This window comes from Cellulosimicrobium sp. CUA-896, assembly GCF_001942335.1.
In the GTDB taxonomy this organism is placed as follows: domain Bacteria; phylum Actinomycetota; class Actinomycetes; order Actinomycetales; family Cellulomonadaceae; genus Cellulosimicrobium.
The window spans coordinates 19,396-42,791 of the sequence record NZ_MKKH01000026.1; the positions used below are offsets into that span (position 1 = coordinate 19,396).

Consider the following 23,396-nt stretch of genomic DNA (forward strand, 5'->3'; position numbering starts at 1 on the left):
TGTCAGCGGGGCTCGACGCGGAGGGTCGTCGCCCGTGCCGCGGGGGCGGTGATGTGCTCGACGGCCGGGCCGTCGCCGTACTTGGCGTGGTAGGCGTCGTCGATCGCGTCGTCGCGGGCGCCGTCGGGGGTGAACGTGACCTCGGCACGGACGCCGCCGGCGTCGACGGCGCCCGTCCCGGTTCGTCGCACGCCGCGGTACCAGGCGCCGTCGTCCCCGCGCACGGAGCGGATGTAGAGCGCCCCGTCGACGACGACGTGCCACACGATCCGGGGCGTGCGCAGCGTGCCGTCCGGACGGTGCGCTGCGACGCGCAGCTCGTCGTCGGCGTCGATCGTCGCGAGGTCGGCCTGGGTCCAGTCGGTCATCGGGAGCTCCTGTCGGCGGAGGTTCGGTCGTGGGCGGGTGCGACGTCGTCGAGCGTGCGCAGGGCGTTGAGGACACGTGGGTAGCCGACGTACGGCAGGAGCTGCGTGATCACCGTGACCAGCGTCGCGCGGTCGTTGCCCACCCGCATGTTGGCCGACACGTGGCCCGCGACCTGAGGGTCCGCGCCGCCGAGCGCGACGAGCATGGAGAGCGTGAGCAGCTCGCGGGTCGGGACGTCCAGCCCGGTGCGGGTGTAGTGGTCGCCGAAGCAGTTCGCCGAGAGGTAGCGCTGGATGTGCCGGGTGTCGGCGGGAGCGTGGGCGTAGAGGGCCTCGACCGCGTCGTCGCCCACGACGTGCTTCTGCACGGCCAGGCCGCGCTCGGCGCGGGTCTCGCGCGTGGTGGTGGACTGCCCCGGCAGGGGCAGCTCGACGCCCTGTTCGGAGAGCAGCTCGTTCGTCGCGTGCAGGACGTCGAGCACGCGACCCATGCCGACGTACGGCACCGCCTGGTACACGACCTCCTTGATCTCGACCGGCGTCACGCCGACGCGCAGCGCCCCGCCCGCGAGGAGCCGGAACTCCGCGACGGCGCCGAGCGCGATCAGTGCGGCGAGCTGCACCAGCGTGCGCGTGCGCGGGTCGAGCGGGGCGTCGGCCTGGACGTCGTCGAACGCGAAGTCGTCGAAGTGCTCGATCAGCTCCGGGTCGGTCTGCGCCAGGGTCGAGACGCGGTCGCCGAACAGCGCGTCGTGGTGGGTGCGTGCGGCTTCCGTCGGCATGGTGGTCGCGTCCTTCGGATCGTCGGTGAGGAGACTGCGCCCGGCTCCACCGGGGAGGGCCGGCCAGGGCGGTCGCACGAGGAGCGCGGGCTCGAGACTCGCGCTCCTCGTGCGCCGCGGTCAGGGACGCACGAGGACCTTGAGCCTCTCGCGCGAGTCCATGAGGCGGTAGCCCTCGGCGACGTCGTCCAGGGAGACCTCGGCGTCGAACACGAGACCGGGGTCGATCTCGCCGCTGAGCACCTGCGGGATCGCTGCCTCGATGTAGGCGCGCACCGGTGCCGGGCCGCCGTTGAGGGTGGCGTTCTTGCCGAACAACGACCCGAACCCGATCGGCGCCTCCTCGTACTGCGGGACGCCGACGCGGGAGATGACCCCGCCGGGACGGACGACGCCGTACGCCTGCTCGTAGGCGGGCATGTGCCCGACGGCCTCGAGCACGACGTGCGACCCCTCGCCGCCGGTGAGCTCGAGGACCTTCGCGACGCCCTCCTCGCCGCGCTCGGCGACCACGTGCGTCGCGCCGAACGTGCGGCCCAGGTCGGTGCGGTCCTGGTGGCGGCCCATGAGGATGATCCTCTCGGCGCCGAGCTGCTTGGCCGCCAGGACGGCGGACAGCCCGACCGCGCCGTCGCCGACCACGGTGACGGTCTTGCCGGGTCCCACCTGGCCCATGTGGGCGGCGTGGTACCCCGTCAGGTACACGTCGGCCAGCGTGAGCAGGCTCGGCAGCATGCTCGCGTCGACGTCGGACGGCAGCTTCACCAGCGTCCCGGAGGCCTGCGGCACGCGGATCTTCTCCGCCTGCGCGCCCCCGACACCGCCGGCGCCGTACCACCCGCCGTGCTGGCAGGCGGTGTGGAAGCCCTCGCGGCAGAACGGGCACGTGTTGTCCGAGAACGCGAACGGGGAGACGACCAGGTCGCCGGGGGCGAGGTCGGTGACCGCGTCGCCGACCTGCTCGACGACGCCGAGGAACTCGTGCCCCATCGGGGCGCCCTCCTCCGACGCCGGCATCGAGTGGTACGGGTGCAGGTCGGACCCGCACACGCACGCGAGGGTGACGCGCACGACCGCGTCGGTGGGCTCGACGATCGTCGGGTCGGGGACCTCCTCGACCCGCACGTCGCCGGCGCCGTACATGAACGTTGCTCGCATGAAGAGGTGATGCCTTTCGGTACTGCTCCCACGGGACGTGAGAGGCGGTGGTGGTGAGTGGTCCACGGGGGTCCGGCCCCGGGCGGCGGTCAGCGCCGCCGGGCCGCCGGCGCGAGCTCGTGGACCCCGTAGCTGTCGTCGTCGGGGTTGACGGTCACGCCGGGGGCGACGATCTCGTCGATGCGGTCGAGGACGTCGGCGGGCAGCGTGCGCTCGACCGCGGGCAGGTAGGACTCGAGCTGCTCCATGGTCCGGGGGCCGACGATCGCCGACGTCACGCCGGGGTGGTTGACGACGAACGCGATCGCCAGCTCGAGGAGCGGCATGCCGGCCTGGTCCGCGAGCTGCGCGAGGTCCTCGACGAGGTCCAGCTTGCGCTGGTTCGCGGGGGTGCTCATGTCGAAGCGTGCGCTCGGCCGCGCGCTCGACGTCGGGGACGACGCCGCGTCCTTGCGCCAGCGGCCGGAGAGCCAGCCCCCGCTGAGCGGGCTGTACGTCAGGGTGCCCATGCCGTGACGCTGCACGGTCGGCAGGACGTCGCTCTCGATCCCGCGCACGAGGATCGAGTAGGGCGGCTGCTCGGTGACGAAGCGTTCGAGGTTCCGCTCGCGGGCGGCCCACTGGGCCTCGACGATCTGGGAACCGGAGAACGAGGACGAGCCGATGTAGCGGACCTTGCCCTGGCGCACGAGGTCGGTGAGGGCACCGAGGGTCTCCTCGACGTCCGTGTCCGGGCTGGGCCGGTGCACCTGGTACAGGTCGAGGTGGTCGGTGCGCAGGCGGCGCAGCGACTCCTCGACCTCGCGGATGATCCACCGGCGCGAACCCCCTCGATGGTTGGGGTCGTCGTCCATGGGCATGAAGAACTTGGTGGCCAGGAAGACCTCGTCGCGGCGGCCCTGGAGCGCCTCCCCGACGATCTCCTCAGACGCTCCGGCGGAGTACACGTCGGCGGTGTCGACGACGTTGATCCCCGCGTCGAGCGCGCGATGGATGATGCGGATCGAGTCCTGGCGGTCGTCGTTGCCCCAGGGGCCGAACATCATGGCCCCGAGCGTCAGCGGGCTGACCTGGACGCCGGTCCGTCCCAGCGGTCGGTACTGCATGGTGGTTCCTCCTCAGGCCTCGGGTTGCTGGTCGGCCTGTGCCTGCGCTCCGCGGTGGGCGGGTGCCTCGTTCCTCGGTCCCCACCCTCCGCTGCGCTCCGGCTCAGGCTCGGGGATCGGGAAGAGCTGGCGCTCGTCGAACTCCCGCTCCGGGTCGGGGCCGCTCGCCGTGCCCGTGTCGAGGGCGTCGACGCGAGCCAGCTCGTCGGCCGACAGGGTGAACCCGGTGACGTCGAGGTTCTGACGGATCCTGTCGGGGTTCACCGACTTGGGGATCGCCGAGCGGCCCTGCTGCACGTGCCAGCGGAGCATGACCTGTGCGGGGGAGACCCCGTGCGTCGCGGCGATCTCGCCGATCGCCGGGTCCTGCATGACGCTGCGGCGGTCGTCGCCCCACGGGCCGGGGTAGAACGTGATCCCGCCGATCGGGGACCACGCCTGCGTGAGGATGCCGTGCTGCCGGTGGAAGGCCTGCAGCTCCGGCTGCGAGTGGTACGGGTGCAGCTCGACCTGGTTGAGGTGCGGCACGACGTCGGTCGCGTCCATGAGCCGCTCGAGTCGCGCGACGGGGAAGTTGCTCACGCCGATGGCACGCACGCGCCCGTCGGCGAGCAGCCGCTCGAGCGCGCGGTACGCCTCGATCGTCCGGTCGAACAGGTTCGCCGCGACCTGGTGGAGGATGAGGACGTCGATCTGGTCGAGCCCGAGCTTGGCCGACGCCTTCTCGAACGCGTGCAGCGTCTCGTCGTAGCCGTAGTCGCTCGCCCAGACCTTCGTCTCGACCACGACGTCCGCCCGGTCGACCTCCGACCGGCGCAGGGCGTCACCGACCTCGCGCTCGTTGCCGTACGCGGCCGCGGTGTCGACGTGCCGGTAGCCGACCCGCAGCGCCTCCGTGACGGCGGCGACGGTCTCGTCGGGCGCGGTCTGGAAGACGCCGTACCCGATCGCTGGCAGCTCCACGTCGTCGCTCAGGGAGAGGGTGGGGATCTCGTTCACGGTCATACCCGCCACGCTAGGAGTCGGGCCTCCGGTGGGGGAGGCCCTGCTGGTACCCCGCTCGTCGGAACCCGTCATGACCCGGACCGGGCGGCCGTGCGGGCAGCAGGGAGCACGAGGCGAGGGCCGAGACGAGTGCCGCGCCGAGCAGCACCGCACCGGCGACCATCGCCCCGCCGAAGGTCGAGGTGACGGCCAGGACCAGGCTCAGACCCAGCGCGCCGCCGAGCTGGTGGAACGTGTTGACGACCCCGGACGCCGCGCCGGCGTCCGCGGCGTCCACACGGGCGATGCCCGACGCCGTCAGCGGCCCGAACGCCAGTCCCTGTCCTGCGCCGATCAGGGCCATCGGCAGCGCGATCCCGGCGGCGTACGACGTGCCACCGTCGAGCGTCCCCAGCCAAGCCATGCCCGCGACGGCGAGCACGAGGCCCGCCACGAGCAGCACGGCACCGCTCCACCGCTGCTGGAGGCGCGGCACGGCCAGCGCGACGACGAAGTTCACCGCGGTCATCGGGAAGAACGCGACCCCGGCGAGCAGGGCGGAGAAGCCGCGCACGTCCTGCAGGTACTGGCTCGTGAGGAGGAAGAAGCCCATCATCGCGCCGATGAACAGCAGCCGGGAGAGGTAGGCGCCCCATCGCTCGCGGTCACGGAACAGCCGCAGCGGCATGACGGGCTGGGCCGCCGTCCGCTCGACGACGACGAGAGCCACCAGCAGCAGGACGCCGATCGCGAGGGCGGTCGGCGCCCACGGGTCGGCCCACCCGGCGTCGCCGGCGCGCACCAGGCCGTAGACGAGCGCCGTCGGCCCGGCGGTGGCGAGCAGCGCGCCGGCCACGTCGAAGCGGCTCGGCGTGCGCCGTGTCTCGGTCAGCACACGCAGGCCGGCCACCAGCATCGCGATGCCGACGGGCAGGTTGACGAGGAACCCCGCCCGCCACGACACGAGGTCGGCGAGCAGCCCGCCCACCACCAGTCCCACGCTCGCCCCGATGCCCGCGACGGCGCCGTAGGCCGCGGTCGCGCGGGTGCGTCCGGGACCGTCCGGGAAGGTCGCGGTGAGGAGCGCCAGCGTCGACGGGGCGAGCACGGCGGACCCGAGGCCCTGCAGTGCGCGGGCCGCGACGAGCCACCCGCCCGTCGGGGCGAGGCCCACCGCGACCGACGCCAGCGTGAAGACCGCGAGCCCGACGACGAACGTGCGCCGCCGGCCCAGGACGTCGCCCGCGCGGGCACCGAGCAGCAGGAACCCGCCGAACGTCAGCAGGTAGGCGTCCTGCACCCACGCGAGGCCCGACGCCGACAGCCCCAGCTCGGCCCGGATGTGCGGCAGCCCGGTGATGACGATCGAGTTGTCGAGGATCACCATGAAGTAGCTGACGAGGACGATCGCCAGCACGGCGCCCGCGTGCCGGGCACGAGGCGGTGCGGACGTCGCAGTGGGCGCCGTGGTCGACGGCGGCGCAGGGACAGGGGTGCTGGTGGCGGGCATGGCCACCAGCAGACGCCGGACGACGAGCACCGGGGAGTCCCGGGCGACCCCGGTACTGCCAGGACCTCCCTCGCGGGACGCACCCGTCGTACGGTCGAGGCATGGACCTGAAGACCGAGACGCGGGAGTTCCTCGCCTCGCGTCGTGCCCGGATCACCCCGGAACGCGCCGGGCTCCCCGCGTACGGGGGCAACCGCCGGGTGCCGGGCCTGCGGCGCGAGGAGGTGGCGATGCTCGCCGGCGTGAGCGTCGACTACTACACGCGCCTGGAGCGCGGGAACCTCGGTGGCGTCTCGGAGTCGGTCCTGGAGGCGCTCGCCGAGGCGCTGCAGCTCGACGAGGCCGAGCGCCTCCACCTGTACGACCTCGCGCGCGCGGCGAACGCGTCCGGTGCCGCACGCACGCGGGCGCGCCGTCGCAAGCCCGCCACCGTCCGTCCCGTCGTGCAGCGCATGGTCGACGCGATGACCGGGGCCGCGGTCGTCGTGCGCAACGGTCGCCTCGACGTCCTCGCGACGAACGCTCTCGGCCGCGCCCTCTACGCGCCGATGTACGACTCGCCGTCCCGGGTGCCGGGCGGCCGCTGAACACCGCACGCTTCCACTTCCTCGACGTCCCCGGCGCGCAGCGCTACTGGGGCGGAGAGGTGGCCGAAGGTCGCGCACGACGCCGTCGCGATCCTGCGTGCGGAGGCGGGCCGAACCCGTACGACCGGACGCTGAGCGACCTCGTCGGCGAGCTGTCGACCCGCCAGCGAGGACTTCCGCAGCCCTGTGGGCCTCGCACGACGTCCGGCTCCACCGCACGGGCACCAAGGAGTTCCACCACCCGGAGGTCGGCACCCTCGGAGCTCGACTTCGAGGCGCTCGAGCTCCACGGCGACCCGCCGTCCAGCTCAACGTCTACACGGCCGCACCGGGATCGCCGTCCGACGACGCCATGAGGCTCCTCGCGTCGTGGGCCGCGACGGCGCTCGCGGAACCGGCCGAGGCGGGTCGCGCCGAGGTCGGTGTGCCGGGCGGCGTCGACCGACGACCAGCGCGACGGTGACCGCGACCGCCTGCCGTGGAGCCCGCGTCGACCACGCTCTGGCTCTCGAGCACGTCACCGACGCCGAGCACGTGGCGCACTGGTGCGACGCGGACGAGCGTCGCCCGCCGCTCGCCGACACGCCCGGCCGGGCGTGCGAGCACTGCGGGCCGCCCTGAGGGTGGGGGTCGTGCCCGGGGCGGACCGGGCGCGCCCCCCGTCCCCCCAGGAGGCCACCCATGAGCCGTGACCAGCGAGACGACCGAACTCCCGGCGGCGCGGTGCCGGGCGCGCCCGCCCCCCGGACCGCCGCACCTGACCAGCGCAGCCCCACCGGGTGCCCGTTCCACCTGCCCGGCGGTGACGACGTCGACCCGCGCGCCCAGGCCGGCGAGCACCTGACGACGGCGCAGGGCCTGCGTGTCGACGACACCGACCACTCGCTGACGGCCGGCCGGCGTGGCCCGCTCCTCATGGAGGACCACCACTTCCGCGAGAAGATGACGCACTTCGACCACGAGCGGATCCCGGAGCGCGTCGTGCACGCACGCGGCGCGGGCGCCACGGCACGTTCCGCGCCTACGGCAACGCGTCGAGCGTGACGAAGGCGGGCTTCCTCTCCGAGGCCGACAAGGAGACGCCCGTGTTCGTGCGGTTCTCCACGGTGCTCGGGTCGCGCGGGTCGGCCGACACGGCCCGTGACGTGCGCGGGTTCGCGACGAAGTTCTACACCGACGAGGGCACGTTCGACCTCGTCGGGAACAACATCCCGGTGTTCTTCATCCAGGACGCGATCAAGTTCCCCGACATCATCCACGCGGGCAAGCCGCACCCGGACCGCGAGATCCCGCAGGCGCAGAGCGCGCACGACACGTTCTGGGACTTCATCTCGTCGCACACCGAGTCCACGCACATGGCGATGTGGACGATGTCGGACCGGGCGATCCCACGCAGCTACCGCACGATGGAGGGCTTCGGCGTCCACACGTTCCGCCTCGAGGCGGCGGACGGGTCGACGGCGCTCGTGAAGTTCCACTGGAAGCCCGTGCTGGGCGTGCACTCGCAGGTGTGGGAGGAGGCGCAGATCACCCAGGGCGCCGACCCGGACTTCCACCGCCGCGACCTCGCCGACGCGATCGACCTCGGCGCGTTCCCGCAGTGGGAGCTCGGGCTGCAGATCATGCCCGACACCCCCGACGAGACGTTCGAGGGCATCGACCTGCTCGACCCGACGAAGATCGTGCCCGAGGAGCTGTGCCCGGTGCAGCCGGTCGGCGTCATGACGCTCACGGCGAACCCGACGAACTACTTCGCCGAGACCGAGCAGATCGCGTTCCACGTCGACCACCTCGTGCCCGGCATCCAGGTGACGAACGACCCGCTCATGCAGGGCCGCCTCTTCTCCTACTTGGACACCCAGCTCTCGCGCCTCGGCGGGCCGAACTTCGCGCAGCTGCCGATCAACCGACCGCACGCGCCGGTGAACGACATGCTGCGCGACGGCATGCACCAGACCGCCGTGCACGCGGGTGTCGTGGCGTACAAGCCCAACGCGATCGACGACGACCGACCGGTCACCCGGCCCGAGGCCGCGTACGTCACGCTGCCGACGCCCGTCGAGGGCGAGAAGGTCCGCGCGAACCCGGTGTCGTTCGCGGACCACTTCACCCAGGCGCGGCTGTTCTGGCTGTCGCTCTCGCCGGTCGAGCAGGCGCACGAGGTCGAGGCGTTCACGTTCGAGCTCGGCAAGTGCGCGTCCACGGAGGTCCGCGAGCGCATGCTCGGCAGCCTCGCGCGGGTCGACGCCGGGCTCGCCGCGCGGGTCGCGGACGGCCTCGGGCTCGCCGCGCCGGCGGGCGACGTGCCCGACGGCGTGCAGCCCTCGCCCGCGCTGTCGCAGCTCCCGACCGAGCCGGGCCGCGTCGACGGGAGGATCGTCGGCGTCGTCGTCCACGACGGCGGGGACCTGGGCGTGGTCGGGGCCTGCGGGCGGCGCTGGGGGAGGAGGGAGTCGTCGTGCGGGTCGTCGCCGAGCACGGCGGCGAGGTCGCGTCCGGCGGGGACACCGAGGTGGTCGACCGGACGATCCTCACCACGCGCTCGGTCGAGTACGACGCGGTCGTCGTCGCCGACGGCACCGCCGGCACGCCGATCGGCACGAACCCGCGCACGGCCGTGCTGCTGCAGGAGGCGTTCCGCCACGGCAAGGCCATCGCCGCGGTGGGCGACGGCGCCGACGTGCTCGCCGCGGCGGGCGTGGACGCGTCGGCGCCCGACGTCACCGTCACCGACGGCGCGAAGGACCTGCCCGCCACGCTGCGCACCGCGCTGGGGCTGCACCGTTCGTGGGACCGCCTTGCCTCGCTCGCCGGGGTCTGACGGGCCCCGCCCTGGTCCTTCGGCACCGGCCCGGGCCGCCCCTCGCGGGCGGCCCGGGCAAGCCCCGGACTACCGCGACGTCGGACTACCGCGACGTCGGACCGGCGGCGACGTCGGCCTCGACGAGGTCGTCGCGCAGGTGCCGCGCGTACCCGCCCGGCGTGCGGCCGACGAGGCGCGCGGACGTGAGGACCTCGGCCTCCGCGTCGGCCACGACGCGCGCGCCGGTGCGCCGCGCCGCGTCGACGAGCGCGACGTCCTCGTGCTCGGGCACGGGGGCGAAGCCGCCCGCCGCGCGGTAGACGGACAGCCGCACGCCGAGGTTCGCGCCGTGCACGTGGCCGTTCGCCGTCCCCGGCTCGTGGCTCGCGAGCCAGGCCGCGGCCCGGTCGGGGGAGAGCTCCTCGATGCGCGGCCGCACCGTCCCGACCACCACGTCGCGCCCGCCTCGGCGAGCTCGACGTGCCGGACGAGCCAGTGCCCGGGCACCTCGGAGTCGGCGTCGGTGCACGCGAGCCAGGTCCGCGCGTCGACCGCGCGACGGCGCCTCGCGACTGCGGCCCCGGCCGGGAGCGTCCGCGCCGCGGCGGCGACGCCGAGCGACCGGGCCGCGCCCACGCCGACGCGCGGCGTGACGAGCGCGGGCAGGCCGGCCGCGCGCACGACGTCGGCGCTCCCGTCGGTGCACCCGTCGAGGACGACCGTCACGCGGAGCGCGAGGTCCGGACGCTCGGTGGCGAGACGCGCGGCCGCGTGCCGCACGGAGGCCAGGCACGCGGGCAGCAGCTCCTCCTCGTCGTGCACGGGCACGACGACGAGCACCCCGCGCAGCCGCCCGGCGCTCACACGAGCCCCGTCGCGCGCGCCACGGACGACACGGGCGCCGCGCGAGGACGTCGAGCACGAAGTCCTCCTCCTCGTGGTGCGCGACGACGCCCAGCTCGGGCCGCGCCCGCACGCGCCCGGCCACCTCGTCCCCGCCGAGCGGGTACTCGGGCACGTCGTGGCGCCAGTGGCACGCGACGACGACGCCGTCGTCCGTCAGCGAGCCGAGCACGCGGTCGAGCGCCCGGTCGAGGTCGGCGCGGTCGTAGTAGTAGAGGACCTCGGAGAGCACGACGAGGTCGAACGCGCCGTCCGGCCAGTCGCGCGGCGTGTCGAGGCGCAGCAACGTCGCGTCGGGGCCGAGCCGGTGCCGTGCCGCGGCGAGCGGGGCCTCGGCGACGTCGACCCCCGTGACGCGGTCGCAGCGCGCCGCGAGCCCGGAGGTGAGCACACCCGTCGAGCACCCGAGCTCGAGCGCGCACCGGAAGCGCCGCCGCGGCAGGCTCGCGAGCAGCACGGCACGCTTGCGCTCCTCGTACCAGCGGGACTCGAAGCCCCACGGGTCGTCGCGGCCGGTGTAGAAGCGGTCGAAGAAGTCGCGACCCAGCGACCCGCCGGGCCGGGCTCCGCGCGTGCCGTCGTCCGTCGGGCGGTCGCGGGGAGCGGGAGCCTCCACGAGCACCTCGACCGGTCGCGCGGCGTTCCGCAGCATCTCGGGCCCGACGACGGCCTCGTCCCCCGCGCGGTCCGACAGCGGCCGCACCTGGCTCGCGTGGGCGGCGACGGCCTTCTCCTTCGCCGCGGCCTCCGCGGCCGACAGCGCGAGCCCGCGCAGGTCGTCCCACGGGACGTCGTCACCGGCCGGGTCTCCCCAGTGCCACAGCCACAGCGGGTACTCCACGAGCCGCACGCCGCGCGCGTCGGCGACCGCCGCGGCGACCTCGCCCGCGACGCGGTGGTCGCGGTGCCCGTCGCCGCGCCACGGCGTGCACAGCAGGGGGCGGTCGCCGCCGGTGAGGTCGAGCGCCGCCGCGACGCCGCGCTCCAGGGCGGCGCGGTGCTCGCGCAGGCCGCCGTCGGGCAGCCCGAGCAGCACGACGCGCACCGCGGGGCACAGCTCCCCGACGGCCGCCACGACCTCGCGCCGTCGCACCGCGCGCAGCGTCGCCGGCGGCGTCGACGAGCCCGGGTGCGACCCCTCGCCGTCGGTCGCGACGACCACCGTGACCGGCAGCCCGCGCTCGCCGACCCGGTGCACGAGCCCGCCCGCGCCCAGCGACTCGTCGTCGGGGTGCGCCGCCAGGACGACGAGCGCGTCGACGCCGTCGAGGTCCAGCGGCCGGGGGCGCTCGCAGATCCCGGCCGCGGCCCACGCGTCCTCCGACGTCCCGGGCTCGCGGTGGTCGAAGCTCACCACGGCCGCTCCCCGGCCGCGAGGAGGTCGCGGCCGAGCGACGCCTCGTCGCGCTCGGCGTGGTGCTGGCGCACGTACAGCCCGAGGTCGGCGACCCGGCGCGCGAACGCCTCGTCCGTCGTCAGCGGCCCCGGCCCGAGCGCGCGCGCGCAACGTCGCTGCACCTCCTCGACCGCGTCCGCGACGACCGTGCGCACGCGTCGCGCGAGCACCGCGGACGGCCGCCCGCTCACCCCGGCGTCGACGGCGCTCGCGGCCTCGAGGAGCACGGCGCGGGCCCCGGTGAGCGCGACGTCGACCGCGCCGAGGTGGGCGAGCGCGATCTGGTCGGGCTCGCGCCGCCCAAGCGCGTCCCACAGGTCCGGGCGAGCCCGACGGCGCCGCCCCACCAGCACGCCGCGACGCCGATCCCGCCCCACGCGAACCCGGGCCGTTCGAGGTACCAGCCGGCCGCGCCGACCGGGACCGCGGGCGCGCCGTCGAACCGGACGGGCGCGCTGACGACCTGCGGCAGCCCGCGCGGGACCCACGGCCCGTCGGCGGGCTCCACCGACGCGGGCCGCAGGTCCACGGCGAAGAGGCGACGGCCGTCGTCGGTCCACGCCGTGACGAGCGCGTGCGTGAGGTCCGCGGCGAGCGAGCACCACGGCTTGGTGCCGGTGAGCGTCCAGCGTCCGTCGGCGGGCGTCGCGTCGAGCCGTACGCCCGGCCCCTCGGCGGCGAACACGCCCCACGTGCTGCCCGGGCCGGCGTCGACCGCGGGCAGGTCCGGTGGCTCCGGCACCTGGTCGAGGATCGCCAGCGCGTCGAGGTGCGGCTCGAGCATCCGGGCGACCGCGACGTCGACGGCCGCGACCGAGGCGAGCGCCGACCACAGCGCCCCTGTGCCGCCCGAACCCGGCAGCGGCAGGCGCGGGGCGACGTCGTGGACCCAGCGCAGCGTCGCGCCGACGTCCGTGCCGATCTCCGCGACCGCGGCGAGGTCGTCGGGGCGCAGGGCCTCGCCCGGGTCCTGCGCCGACGCCGGGCCGGGCGCGCGGAGCGTGGTGACGACGGGCGGGGACGGGACGGGCACGGGCGCTCCGGGGACGGGCGGGCACGGCGGGCACGGTGCCCGCGACAGGTGTGACCAGGATCGACGACCCGGCGACGCCTGTCGCGCGGAGCGTCGTGCGGTGCCGCGGCACGACGACGCTGCCCTCCCGCGCCGGGCAGGGCAGCCGTCACTCGTCACGGGGCGCGCGTCAGCCCTGCGGCGACGTCGCGTCCGTCCCGTGCTTCGTCAGCTCGGCGAGGAACCGGTGGCACTGCTGGGCGCGGTCGGCGTCCTCGGCCATGACCTTCTCGAAGAACGCGGCGATGTCCTCCTTGCCCGCGTTGCGGGCGTCGCGCACGTACTGGCCGTAGTCGTGGCCCGCCTTGAGCGAGTGGTACTGCACCGAGATCAGGTCGAACGTGACGTCGTCGAAGCCGGTCTCTCCTGTGGCCATGGTGAACCTCCTGCCGTGGTCGGTGACGGTCACCGCCGTGACGTGACGGTGCCGCTCTCCTGACCCTGTCCACACTCGGAGCGGGTGCGGTTGCTCGCAAGCGTTCCGGGACGGGACGCGCGGCCTGCGGCGGCGTCAGCGCGCGGCCGCCGCGAACGGCGCCAGCACGGCCTCCCAGCCGGTGTCGTAGCGCTCGCGGGCGGCGGCGCCGTCGGACCGGGCCGCCCACGCGCCGTGCAGGAGGCAGACGAGCGTGCCGTCGCCGTCGGGCGTGAACGTCACCTCGACGTGCGTCGCGGCGTCGGCGCGCTCGCCCGGGTGCCACGTGAACGCGACGGCGCGGGGCGGCTCCCAGCGGGTGACGGTGCCCCAGTCGGCGGCCCGGCCGTCGGCGAGCGTCTCGACGAGGCGCGTCGCGCGGCCGTCGTCGTCGCGCTCGAACGCGACCGTGGACGTGGCGCCGCCCACGGAGAACCCGCCGAGCGGCCACCACGCGCCGATCTCGTCGACGAAGACGGCGAACGCGCGGGCCGGGGGAGCGGGGACGGTGACGGTCTTGACCAGGTCCAGGACGGGTGCGGTGCTCATGACGTGCTCCTCGGGGCGTCGGGATCGGTGCGCTCGACGGACGAGGCGACGTGGTGCGCGTACGCGTCGAGCGCCGTCGTCCACAGGTCGTCGAGCCAGGCCCGCACGTCGCCGGCGCGTCCGGGTCCAGGCGGTAGACGCGGCTGGTCCGCGCCGCGTCGTACCGGACGAGGCGTGCCGCCTCGAGCACCCGCAGGTGCTGCGACACGGCGGGCCGGCTCACCGGGAGGCGCGCGGCGAGCTGCCCCACCGTCGCGGGCCCGGACCGCAGGTGCTCGAGGATGGCGCGCCGCCGGGCGTCACCGAGCGCCTCCAGTGCTTGGTAAGCCGTCACTTACCGAACGGTACGCCGCGTGCGCCGGCATGTCGAGGGACGGGCGTTCCTGGCCGCCCCGGGCGCAGAGGTCACGCGTTTCGCATGAAGACCGCGCCCCACCCGCTCGGCATCCTGGCCGTGCGGGCCGGTCCAGGTCCGCGCTTCCCCGCGGAGGTGCCATGGAGCGTCCGGACCCGGAGCAGCACCCGGCGATGACCGAGGACGCCGCCGCGCGCCTCGCCGCGCTCGAGCGGGAGAACGCGGAGCTGCGGCGCCTGGTCGCGTCGCGCGCGCCGGGCGGCGAGGAGCGCACCGGGCGCCGGACGAGCGCCCCGGACGCGCCGCCGGAGCGGTCGTGCTGCTCGTCCTCGCGACGCTGCTCGCGCCCGTCGCCGTCGTCGCCGCCTGGGCGGAGCGGACCCTCACCGACACCGACCGGTACGTGGCCACGGTGGCGCCGCTCGGGGAGGACCCGGTCGTGCAGTCGGCGGTCGCGGGCCGGATCACCACCGAGGTGATGGCGCGCATCGACGTCGGGGCCATCCTCGACCAGGCCGTCACCGAGCTCGAGGACCGCGACGTCGCACCCCGCGCGACCGCCGCGCTCTCCCAGCTCGAGGCGCCGCTGACGAGCGGGGTCGAGTCCTTCGTCCGGCGGGCCGCGGACCAGGTCGTCGAGAGCGACGCGTTCGCCGACGCGTGGGAACGCGCCAACCGGGTGGCGCACGAGCAGCTCGTCGATGTCATGCAGGGACGGCAGGGCGACGTCCTCCAGGTCGGGCAGGACGGGCAGCTCACCATCCAGCTGTCCGGGATCATCGACCTCCTCAAGCAGCGCCTCGTGGACCGGGGGCTCGGCGTCGCGGCCAACATCCCGAGCGTCGACGCGTCGTTCACCGTCGCGCAGTCGACGCAGATCGTGCAGGTGCAGAACCGGTACGCGCAGGTCGTCGCGCTCGGCACGTGGCTGCCGTGGCTCGTGCTCGGGCTGTACGCCGCGGGCGTCCTCGTGGCGGTCCGCCGCGCGCGCACGCTGGTCGCCGCGGGTCTCGCGCTCGCGCTGGCGATGGTGCTGCTCGGCGCGGGGCTCGCGGTCGCGCGCGGGCTGTACCTCGACGCGCTCACTGGGCGCGTGCTGCGCCTGGACGCCGCCGAGGTCGTGTTCGACCAGCTCGTGTCGTTCCTGCGGCTCACGCTGCGCACCGTCGGCGTGCTCGGCCTCGTCGTGGCGCTCGTCGCGTTCCTCGCGGGGCCGAGCGCCTCGGCGCGGAGCCTGCGCGGCGGGGTCGCACGGGGCATCGGCCGGCTCCGGGCGGGGGCCGAAGGGCACGGGGTGTCGACCGGCCGCGTCGGCACGTGGCTGGGCCGGCACCGGCGCGCGGTGAACGTGGTGATCCTCGCCGTCGCGGTGCTGGTGCTGCTCGTGGCGGGCCAGCCGACGCCGGCCCTCGTCGTCGGCACGGCGCTCGTGGCGGGGGTGCTCGTCGTCCTCGTGGAGCTCCTCGCCCGGCCCGGACCCGTGCCCGGCGGCGAGCCGACGGCGGGGTCCGAGCCCGCGCCGGGGGTCGAGCCCGCCGCCGCGCCCGCGTCGACCGGGGCAGTCCCCGTGGGCGGCGCGCACGGCGGGGACGGGTCGCCGGCCGGCCCCGCGCGCCCGCCCTCACGCGATCGGCATGATGCGGACGTCTGACCCGAGGTGTCGACTGGGAGGGCCGCACGCGGCCGACCGCTCGAGACCGAAGCGCCGGAGCACGCTCGGCGTCGCAGAGGAGGGGCGGTCGAGGTGGACTACGAGGAACGGCTGCAGCGGCTGACGGTCAACGACCCGCGGCTCGAGGAGGGACGCGGCCTCGACCCCGGTGAGCTGGACCCGCGGACGCTCGCGCTCGTCCGGCTCGCCGCGCTCGTCGCCGTCGGCGGTGCCGACCCCACCTACGGCGCGGAGGTCGACGCCGCGGTCGGCGCGGGGGCGTCGGCGGGCCAGATCGTCGACGTGCTCTCCGCGGTGATCCCGATCGTGGGGCTGCCGAACGTCGTGGCGGCCGCGCCACGGCTCGCCCTGGCACTCGGGCTCGAGCCGGTCGAGGGCCTCTGGGACGACGCGGTGCCCGGCGCCCCGCCGACCGCGGGCCTGGGTGGCGACGTCCGGGAGGCGCCGTCCGCCTGAGGCGCGACCGCCCGACCCCGTTGCCCCGGGACACCTGTTGAGGGCTCCGTGGCGCGCTCCTAGGCTGCTGACGTGCCCCAGGGGGACCGCACGTCCACCGCCACCCGGCCGGACCTGAGCACCGCGCTGCTCGCCGGCAAGGTCCAGGCGCCGCGGGCACGCCGCGGCGCGGTGAGCCGTCGTGCGCTCGTCGACCGGGCGCGCACGAGCGGCGCGCGCGTCGTCGCCGTCACGGCCCCGCCCGGGTACGGCAAGACGACGACGCTCGCCGAGTGGGCCCGGACCGAGGACCGCGCGGTCGCCTGGGCGACCGTCGACCCGCTCGACGACGACCCGGGGGCGCTGCTCTCGCTGCTCGCGCTCGCGTGCTCCACGGTGTCGCCGCACGTCGCCGCCGTCGCGGGCGAGATGCGCGGCACGGGGCCGACGGTGCTGGGACGGTCCGCCCCGCTCCTCGCCGCCGCCCTCGCCCGGACGCCCGAGCCGTTCGTCCTGTTCGTCGACGACCTGCACGAGGCCGACTCGGAGGCGTGCCAGGACGCGCTCGGCATCGTGCTGCGCGGCGTCCCGGACGGCTCGCAGGTCGTCGTCGCGAGCCGCCACGAGCAGGCGCACGTCGCGAGCCGCCGCGTCGAGGGCGACGTGCTCGAGATGGGTCCCGACGACCTGCGCGTCGACGTCGCCGGCGCGCGCACGATCTTCGCGGGCGTCGGCGCCGACGCCTCCGACGCCGCGCTGGCCGCCGTCGTCGACCGGTGCGAGGGGTGGCCGACCGGCGTGCTCCTGTGCGCGCTGATCGTGCGCGACGGCGGGTCCGTCGCCTCGCTGACCGGCGACGACCGGTTCGTCGCCGACTACCTGTACCGCGAGTGCCTGGCGCAGCTCGCCCCGGCGGCGCAGCACTTCCTGCGTCGCACGGCCGTCCTCGACCAGCTGTCCGCCGACGTGTGCGACGCGGTGCTCGACGCCACCGGGGCCGCGGAGCGGCTGCGCGAGCTGGACGCGGCGAACCTCTTCCTCGTCCCGCTCGACCACCGCCGCGGCTGGTACCGCTACCACGCCCTGTTCCGGGAGTTCCTCCTCGCCGAGCTGCGCCGCACCGAGAACGGTCTGCTGCCCGCGCTGCACCGCCGCGCCGCCGTGTGGTACTCCGCCCAACGGGCTGCCCGCGCGCGCCGTCGAGCACCTCCTCGCGGCGGGCGAGCGCGACGAGGCCGCGCTGCTCGTCGCCGGGCTGGCGCTCCCCACCTACCAGGAGGGCCAGGTCGCGGTCGTGACCCGCTGGCTCGCCGCGCTGGGCGACGACACCGTCGAGGCCTCGGCCCCGCTCGTCGTCGTCGCCACGTGGCGGGCGCTGCTGCTGGGCGAGCCGGCCGCCGCCCAGCGGTGGGCGGCCGTCCTCGAACGGCTCGACACGAGCGGTGCGTCCGACGAGGACCGCGCCGCGATCGAGTCGGCGCGCTGCCAGGTCCGCGCGGCGACGTGCGTGGACGGCCCGGAGCGCGCGGTCGAGTGCGCGCGCGTCGCCGTCGCGCTCGAGCCCGCGTGGAGCCCGTGGCGCGACCAGGCCCTCCACCTGCTGGGGTCGACGTCGCTCCTCGTGGGCGACGTCGACGCGGCGCGCGCGGCGTCGTCGAGCCGCCTCGGCGCGGGGCGCCGAGGCGGGCAACGCGGACTCCGTCGTGCTCAGCGAGGCCGAGCTCGCCGTCGTCGCGATCGGCGAGGGCCGGTGGCCGACCGCCGCCGAGCACGCCGGGGCCGCGGTCCGCGCGGTCGAGACCCACCACATGGAGGGCTACGGGACGACGGGCCTGGCGCTCGCGGCGGCCGCGCGGGTCGCGCTGCACCGCGGGGAGGCCGCCGCGGCGGAGCGGCTCCTCGCGCGCGGGATGCGGGCCCGGGTGCAGTGCACCTACGTGCTGCCGTTCCTCGCGCTGCGCACGCGCCTGCAGCTCGCGCACGCCTTCACGACCCTGGGCGACCGCACGACCGCGATGCACCTGCTCCGCGAGATGGACGAGATCCAGCGCCGGCGACCGCGCGTCGGGCTCCTCGCCGACGAGATCGCCGCGTTCCGCGAGCGCCTCGAGGGGGTCGCGACGGCTCCCGGCGCGCCGCCGCTCACGCCGGCCGAGCTGCGGCTGCTGCCGTACCTGCAGACGCACCTGACGATGGCGGAGATCGGCCGCCGGTTGTACGTCTCCCGCAACACTGTGAGCTCTCAGGTGGCGTCGATCTACCGCAAGCTCGGTGCGGGCTCGCGCAGCGGTGCGGTGGAGCGAGCCGTGGCGCTCGGCCTGCTCGGCGGCTGAGGCACTTCATGCGTTCTGCATGAGGACGCCGGCACCCGTGGGCGGGACGCTGGGCGGGAGGCCCGCGGGCGGCGCGGGCGGACGCACCGCGAGAGGACGGCGACCATGACGCAGGAGCTCGACGGAACGCCCGGTGGCGCGCTCGAGGACCTCGAGAGCGGCCCGGTGGACTACCTCGTCGTGGAGCTGCCGACCGAGCGGGCGACGGGCGACGTCGCGTTCCCGCTGCTGGTCGACCTCGTCGAGCGCGGCATCATCCGGGTCCTCGACCTCGTGGTGATCCGCAAGGAGGACGACGGGAGCGTCACCGGCCTCGAGCTGGCGCAGCTCGGGGACGGGTCGACGGAGCTCGACGTCTTCGAGGGTGCGCGCTCGGGCCTGCTCGACGACGACGACCTCGCCGAGGCCGCCAACGCGGTCGAGACCGGCATGACGGCCGTCGTGCTCGTGTACGAGAACACGTGGGCCGCGCCGTTCGCGACGGCGCTGCGCCGCAACGGCGCCCAGCTCGTGGCGAGCGGGCGCATCCCCGTCCAGGCGCTGCTCGCGTCGTTGGACGCCATCGAGTCGTAGATCGCGTCAAAGATCCAGTCGTAGTTCGAGTCGGAGGCCGGGTGGGGCGTCTGCCCCCGGCCGCGAGAGAGAGGACACCCCCGTGCCAGGACTTCTGCGCGGTGTCGCGCGCACCGCCGTCGTCGCCGGGACGGCCACGGCCGTCTCCAACCGTGTCTCGCGCCGTCAGGCCGGGCGCTGGGCCGAGCAGGAGGCGCAGCAGGCGCCTCAGCAGACCTACGCGGCGCCGCCGCCCGCGTACGCTCCGCCGTCCGGCGCGGACGAGCGGATCGAGCAGCTCACGAAGCTGGCGGCGCTGCGGGACCAGGGCGTGCTCACGCCCGCCGAGTTCGACGCGCAGAAGGCGCGGATCCTCGCCGGCTGACGGCGGGCCGACACGACGGAAGGCAGGGACATGGACAGCTTCTGGGACTGGTTCTGGCTCATGGTCTGGTGGTTCTTCTTCGTCATGTACCTGGTGATCCTGTTCCAGATCATCGGCGACCTGTTCCGCGACCGGCACCTGAGCGGGTGGTGGAAGGCGCTGTGGCTCGTGGCGCTCGTCTTCCTGCCGTTCCTCACGGCGCTCGTGTACCTCATCGCGCGCGGGCGGGGCATGGCGGAGCGGCACGCGGAGCGGCTGGAGCGCGCCCGGGCGGACACGGACGCGTACATCCGGGACGTGGCCGGCGCGTCGCCGGCGTCGCAGATCAGCGACGCGAAGGCGCTGCTCGACGCCGGGGCCATCGACGAGCGGGAGTTCGCCGCGCTCAAGGCCAAGGCGCTGGCCTGATGGCGCGCCGGTTCGAGAGGGCCGGGCGATGAGCGACGGCGCGCACGTGCTGCGGCCGACCTACACGCGCCCGTCGGTGCGGTCGGTCATGCCCCGGTACACCATGCCGGACGGCGAGATGGAGCCGACGTCGGCGTACCAGCTCGTCCACGACGAGGTGATGCTCGACGGGAACTCGCGGCTGAACCTCGCGACGTTCGTCGCGACGTGGATGGGCGACCAGGCCGACCGCCTGTACCGCGAGTCTACGACAAGAACATGGTCGACAAGGACGAGTACCCGCGGACGGCCGCCGTCGAGGACAACTGCTGGCGCATCCTCGCGTCGCTGTGGAACGTCCCGGACGTCGAGGACTGCATCGGGACCTCGACCATCGGGTCGTCGGAGGCATGCATGCTCGGCGGCCTCGCGCTCAAGCGACGGTGGCAGCTCGCACGGCGTGCGGCGGGCCTGCCGACGGAGCGGCCCAACCTCGTCATGAGCTCGGCCGTGCAGGTGTGCTGGGAGAAGTTCTGCAACTACTTCGAGGTCGAGGCGCGGTACGTGCCGATCGACGAGGACCACCCGTGCCTCGACGGCAGCCGGCTGGAGGAGTTCGTCGACGAGAACACGATCGGCGTCGTCGCGATCATGGGCGTGACCTACACCGGCATGTACGAGCCGGTGAAGGAGATCGCCGCGGCGCTCGACGACCTGGAGCGGCGCACGGGCACGACGTGCCCATCCACGTCGACGGGGCGTCGGGCGCGATGATCGCGCCGTTCCTCCAGCAGGAGATCGAGTGGGACTTCCGGCTGGAGCGGGTGCACTCGATCAGCACGTCGGGCCACAAGTACGGGCTGGTCTACCCCGGCGTGGGCTGGGTCGTGTGGCGGACGCTCGACGCGCTGCCCGAGGAGCTGGTCTTCCGCGTGAGCTACCTCGGCGGCGACATGCCGACCCTCGCGCTCAACTTCTCCCGCCCGGGGGCCCAGGTGCTGCTGCAGTACTACCAGTTCCTGCGGCTGGGCCGGGAGGGGTACACCGCGATCCAGCAGGAGTGCCAGGACGTCGCCCGGTTCCTCGCGGAGGGTGTGGGGCAGATCGGCGCCTTCGACCTGTGGAACGACGGCTCCGACATCCCCGTCTTCGCGTGGCGGCTCAAGGCGGGGCACACGGAGAACTGGAACCTCTACCACCTCTCCGACCGCCTGCGCATGAAGGGCTGGCTGGTCCCGGCCTACCCCATGCCCGACGACCTCGCCGACCTCACCGTGCAGCGCGTCGTCGTGCGCAACGGGGTGAGCCGCGGGCTCGCGGAGGACCTCCTCGCCGACATCCGCACCGAGACGCAGTGGCTCGACGGGCTCACCTCGCCGATGCCCGTGGAGGGACTGCGCTCCGGGTTCCACCACTGACCGGGCACGACGGGCGAGGGGCGGCGGCATGAGCGCCACGGCCGGCTCGGTCGCGACCGGCCGACGGCTGCGGCGCGAGGCGTGGGGCTTCGCGGCCGGGTCGCTGTGCTTCCTCGTCGGGGCCCTGCCGCCGTACGCGGACGCGGTGGGGGCGGTCGTCGTCGGCGTGACGTTCTTCGTCGGCTCGCTGCTGTTCACCGCCGCCGCGTTCGTCCAGCTCGCGCTGAGCGGGCGTCGTCCGCCCCGCGGCGGCACGCGTCCCGCCGACCGCTGGGACTGGTGGTCCGCCGCGGTGCAGCTCGTCGGGACCGTGTGCTTCAACGTGAGCACGGCCGCGGCGCTCCTCGCCGCCGTCGCGGAGCCGAGCCGCGTGGGCGCGGGGTGGCGGCCGGACGCGTACGGTTCCGTCGCGTTCCTCCTGTCGAGCGCGCTCGCGCTCGTGGCGACGCGCGACCGCGGCGAGCTGTGGGACACCGACGCGCGCACGTGGCACGGCACGTGGCTGAACATGCTCGGCTCCGTCGCGTTCGCGGCCTCCGCCGTCGGCGCGTACGTCGTGCCCACGACCGGGACGTACCTCAGCGCCTGGTGGTCGGCGGCGGGCACCGTCGTGGGCGCCGTCTGCTTCCTCGCCGCGGCCCTGCTCTCGCGCCGCTCCGTCGTGCTCCAGGAGCGGCGACGTGCATAGGTGGTGGGACGCCGGGCGGGACCGGCGTCATGACGTGCGTCCATCGCCCTCTCATCCCCCGAGGGCCGGCGCGGTGGTCGCGCGGCCCGAGCGGAGGACGAGATGCGCACGGAGGACCTGGCGGACCTCGGTGACGTGGAGCTCGCCGACGCGGTCCGGGCGGGGCACGTCGAGGCGTACGCGGTCCTGTGGGAGCGGCACGCCGCGGCGGGACGCGCCGCCGCGCGGCGGCTGACGTCGACGTACGACCCGGACGACGTGGTCCAGGAGGCGTACCTGCGCATCCTGCGCGCCCTGCAGCAGGCGCCGGGCCCACCGGCCCGTTCCGGGCCTACCTGTACACGACGCTGCGCGGGGTGGCCGCGACGTGGTCCCGCACCCCCGCACCCGTCCCCGTGGAGGAGCTGCCCGACGGCGCGGACGAGACCGACGTGCCCACCGCCGTCCTCGAGCGGTCCATGACTGTCCGGGCGTTCCGCGAGCTGCCCGAACGGTGGCGCTCCGTCCTCTGGTACACCGAGGTCGAGGGCATGGGGGCGCGGGAGACCGGAGCGCTGCTCGGCATGTCCGCGCAGGCCGCCGCCGCGCTCGCCTACCGCGCGCGCGAGGGCCTGCGCCGCGCCTGGGTCCAGGCGCACCTGTCCACCGACGGCGTGCCCCCCGGGTGCCGCTGGACCGTCGAGCACCTCGGCGACCACGTCCGCGGGGCGCTGTCGGGCGCCGCGCGCGACCGGGTCGAGGAGCACCTCGCGGGCTGCCTCTCGTGCACCGCGCTCGCGGCGGAGCTGGACGACGTCGCCTCCCGGCTGCGCGTCGTCCTCCTCCCGCTCGCGGTCGGCGCGCCCGCGGTCCTCGGCGCCGTCGCGCCCGCGGCTCCGGCCTCGGCGGCCCCGTCGTCGGTGTCCTCGGTGTCCGGCGCGGGGACGGCCCCGGCGTCGGGCGTTGCCGCGGCCCCGGCGGGTGCTGCTGCGGCGGGCTCCGCGGCGGCGGGCTCCGCGGCGGCGGGGTCCACCACGGCGGCGGTCTCCACGCTGGCGGGCGTCGTCGGCGCGGCGGCGACGGTCGGCACGCCTGGGGCCCTCGTCGGGCTGCTCGTCGCGGGGGCGGTCGCGGTGACGGTCGGCATGGTCACGCTCGCGCAGCCCTGGGCGGCGTCGGACGCCGGGCCGGGCGCGTCCCCCGACGTCGTCGCGGCGGAGGTCGACGCGGCCGACGACGACGTCGACGACGGGGTCGGTGCTGCGGACGACGGCCCGCTCCCGCCGTCGGACGACGAGACCCTCGACGGGGCGAGCGCCCCCGAGACGCCCGACCCGTCGCCCGCCGACGAGCCGACCGCACGCGACCAGCGCCCCGCGGGCGCGCTCGCGGACGAGGACGTGGCGCCCGGGCCGGTCGCCGACGGGCCGGCGGGTGAGACGCCGCCCACCGCCGTCCCGGGCACGTCCGAGCCGCCGCGACCCGGACCGTCCCCGACCCCCGACCCGGAGCCCACCGACCCGGAGCCCACCCGCGGCTCGACGCGGACGAGGCCCGCG

At 75.3% G+C, this 23,396-nt stretch carries 22 protein-coding genes and 5 pseudogenes; 14 read left to right on the forward strand and 13 right to left on the reverse strand.

Features of this window, described 5'->3' with window-relative positions:
* Window positions 1–2: 2 nt before the first annotated feature.
* The 6 genes from BJF88_RS09920 to BJF88_RS09945 all read right to left on the reverse strand — a co-directional run bounded on the left by BJF88_RS09920 (window position 3) and on the right by BJF88_RS09945 (window position 5,815).
* A complete protein-coding gene (locus BJF88_RS09920; protein WP_075828673.1) occupies window positions 3–368 on the reverse strand; it encodes a DUF2255 family protein in 366 nt (121 codons plus the stop codon).
* The gene (locus BJF88_RS09925; RefSeq protein ID WP_075828674.1) at window positions 365–1,150 is read right to left on the reverse strand and encodes a carboxymuconolactone decarboxylase family protein; all 786 of its coding nucleotides are present in this window, start codon (window positions 1,148–1,150) and stop codon (window positions 365–367) included. The genes BJF88_RS09920 and BJF88_RS09925 overlap by 4 nt, the downstream gene beginning before the upstream one ends.
* Before the next feature lie 120 nt (window positions 1,151–1,270).
* On the reverse strand, window positions 1,271–2,308 hold the full coding sequence (locus BJF88_RS09930) for an alcohol dehydrogenase catalytic domain-containing protein (protein ID WP_187346212.1): 1,038 nt from the start codon (window positions 2,306–2,308) through the stop codon (window positions 1,271–1,273).
* Window positions 2,309–2,397: 89 nt separating this feature from the next.
* Window positions 2,398–3,414 (reverse strand): aldo/keto reductase, encoded by a 1,017-nt coding sequence (locus tag BJF88_RS09935; protein ID WP_075828675.1) that lies wholly within the window; start codon window positions 3,412–3,414, stop codon window positions 2,398–2,400.
* A gap of 12 nt (window positions 3,415–3,426) precedes the next feature.
* Window positions 3,427–4,419 carry an aldo/keto reductase gene (locus tag BJF88_RS09940; RefSeq protein WP_075828676.1) on the reverse strand — a complete coding sequence of 331 codons (993 nt, stop codon included), beginning with the start codon at window positions 4,417–4,419 and terminating at the stop codon, window positions 3,427–3,429.
* Window positions 4,420–4,429: 10 nt separating this feature from the next.
* Window positions 4,430–5,815, reverse strand: a complete 1,386-nt coding sequence (locus BJF88_RS09945) for an MFS transporter (protein ID WP_075828677.1) — start codon at window positions 5,813–5,815, stop codon at window positions 4,430–4,432.
* Window positions 5,816–6,009: 194 nt separating this feature from the next.
* On the opposite strand from BJF88_RS09945, the gene BJF88_RS23490 reads away from it, so the two are divergent.
* From BJF88_RS23490 to BJF88_RS09955, 3 genes and pseudogenes are all read left to right on the forward strand, one after another.
* Window positions 6,010–6,495, forward strand: a complete 486-nt coding sequence (locus tag BJF88_RS23490; protein ID WP_369824560.1) for a helix-turn-helix domain-containing protein — start codon at window positions 6,010–6,012, stop codon at window positions 6,493–6,495.
* A 97-nt stretch (window positions 6,496–6,592) separates the two neighbouring features.
* Entirely contained in the window at window positions 6,593–6,958 is a 366-nt protein-coding gene (locus BJF88_RS23495) for a hypothetical protein (protein ID WP_369824561.1), read from the forward strand.
* A gap of 218 nt (window positions 6,959–7,176) precedes the next feature.
* Window positions 7,177–9,316 (forward strand): annotated as a pseudogene (locus BJF88_RS09955) (catalase).
* Between the two features lie 69 nt (window positions 9,317–9,385).
* Here the strand turns inward: BJF88_RS09955 and BJF88_RS23500 are convergent.
* The 7 genes and pseudogenes from BJF88_RS23500 to BJF88_RS21950 form a co-directional block, all read right to left on the reverse strand.
* Window positions 9,386–10,162: a glycosyltransferase gene (locus tag BJF88_RS23500; protein ID WP_083649029.1), complete on the reverse strand. Its 777-nt coding sequence runs from the start codon at window positions 10,160–10,162 to the stop codon at window positions 9,386–9,388.
* A gap of 214 nt (window positions 10,163–10,376) precedes the next feature.
* A pseudogene (locus tag BJF88_RS23505) lies at window positions 10,377–11,558 on the reverse strand (PIG-L family deacetylase); the annotation flags it as partial.
* Entirely contained in the window at window positions 11,552–11,824 is a 273-nt protein-coding gene (locus BJF88_RS20445) for a hypothetical protein (RefSeq protein WP_222843976.1), read from the reverse strand. The pseudogene BJF88_RS23505 and the gene BJF88_RS20445, both read right to left, overlap by 7 nt.
* On the reverse strand, window positions 11,785–12,630 hold the full coding sequence (locus tag BJF88_RS09965) for an acyl-CoA dehydrogenase (RefSeq protein WP_222843977.1): 846 nt from the start codon (window positions 12,628–12,630) through the stop codon (window positions 11,785–11,787). The genes BJF88_RS20445 and BJF88_RS09965 overlap by 40 nt, the downstream gene beginning before the upstream one ends.
* A 169-nt stretch (window positions 12,631–12,799) precedes the next feature.
* Window positions 12,800–13,045 (reverse strand): acyl carrier protein, encoded by a 246-nt coding sequence (locus BJF88_RS09970; RefSeq protein WP_075828687.1) that lies wholly within the window; start codon window positions 13,043–13,045, stop codon window positions 12,800–12,802.
* A gap of 135 nt (window positions 13,046–13,180) precedes the next feature.
* Complete coding sequence (locus tag BJF88_RS09975; protein ID WP_075828678.1) at window positions 13,181–13,633, reverse strand: SRPBCC domain-containing protein; 453 nt, start codon at window positions 13,631–13,633, stop codon at window positions 13,181–13,183.
* Between the two features lie 172 nt (window positions 13,634–13,805).
* Window positions 13,806–13,967, reverse strand: a pseudogene (locus BJF88_RS21950) (metalloregulator ArsR/SmtB family transcription factor); the annotation flags it as partial.
* 337 nt (window positions 13,968–14,304) lie between these two features.
* Between BJF88_RS21950 and BJF88_RS09985 the strand changes: the two are divergent.
* The 11 genes and pseudogenes from BJF88_RS09985 to BJF88_RS10030 form a co-directional block, all read left to right on the forward strand.
* The gene (locus BJF88_RS09985) at window positions 14,305–15,639 is read left to right on the forward strand and encodes a hypothetical protein (protein WP_075828679.1); all 1,335 of its coding nucleotides are present in this window, start codon (window positions 14,305–14,307) and stop codon (window positions 15,637–15,639) included.
* 93 nt (window positions 15,640–15,732) lie between these two features.
* Entirely contained in the window at window positions 15,733–16,116 is a 384-nt protein-coding gene (locus tag BJF88_RS09990; RefSeq protein ID WP_083649025.1) for a carboxymuconolactone decarboxylase family protein, read from the forward strand.
* Window positions 16,117–16,287: 171 nt separating this feature from the next.
* A pseudogene (locus tag BJF88_RS21955) lies at window positions 16,288–16,629 on the forward strand (LuxR family transcriptional regulator); the annotation flags it as partial.
* Between the two features lie 1,169 nt (window positions 16,630–17,798).
* The gene (locus BJF88_RS21960) at window positions 17,799–18,428 is read left to right on the forward strand and encodes a LuxR C-terminal-related transcriptional regulator (RefSeq protein ID WP_255371931.1); all 630 of its coding nucleotides are present in this window, start codon (window positions 17,799–17,801) and stop codon (window positions 18,426–18,428) included.
* A 105-nt stretch (window positions 18,429–18,533) separates the two neighbouring features.
* Window positions 18,534–19,001 carry a DUF6325 family protein gene (locus tag BJF88_RS10005; protein ID WP_075828682.1) on the forward strand — a complete coding sequence of 156 codons (468 nt, stop codon included), beginning with the start codon at window positions 18,534–18,536 and terminating at the stop codon, window positions 18,999–19,001.
* Between the two features lie 82 nt (window positions 19,002–19,083).
* The gene (locus tag BJF88_RS10010; protein WP_075828683.1) at window positions 19,084–19,365 is read left to right on the forward strand and encodes an SHOCT domain-containing protein; all 282 of its coding nucleotides are present in this window, start codon (window positions 19,084–19,086) and stop codon (window positions 19,363–19,365) included.
* Window positions 19,366–19,395: 30 nt separating this feature from the next.
* Window positions 19,396–19,773, forward strand: coding sequence for a PLDc N-terminal domain-containing protein (locus tag BJF88_RS10015; protein WP_075828684.1), 378 nt, complete (start codon window positions 19,396–19,398; stop codon window positions 19,771–19,773).
* A 28-nt stretch (window positions 19,774–19,801) separates the two neighbouring features.
* Window positions 19,802–21,170 (forward strand): annotated as a pseudogene (locus BJF88_RS10020) (glutamate decarboxylase).
* Between the two features lie 28 nt (window positions 21,171–21,198).
* Window positions 21,199–21,858, forward strand: a complete 660-nt coding sequence (locus BJF88_RS10025) for a YrhK family protein (protein WP_075828685.1) — start codon at window positions 21,199–21,201, stop codon at window positions 21,856–21,858.
* Window positions 21,859–21,960: 102 nt separating this feature from the next.
* Entirely contained in the window at window positions 21,961–22,320 is a 360-nt protein-coding gene (locus tag BJF88_RS19030; RefSeq protein ID WP_139316003.1) for a sigma factor, read from the forward strand.
* Window positions 22,290–23,396 (forward strand): zf-HC2 domain-containing protein (locus BJF88_RS10030; RefSeq protein WP_187346213.1); only part of this gene is annotated, 1,107 nt, incomplete at its 3' end. The genes BJF88_RS19030 and BJF88_RS10030, both read left to right, overlap by 31 nt.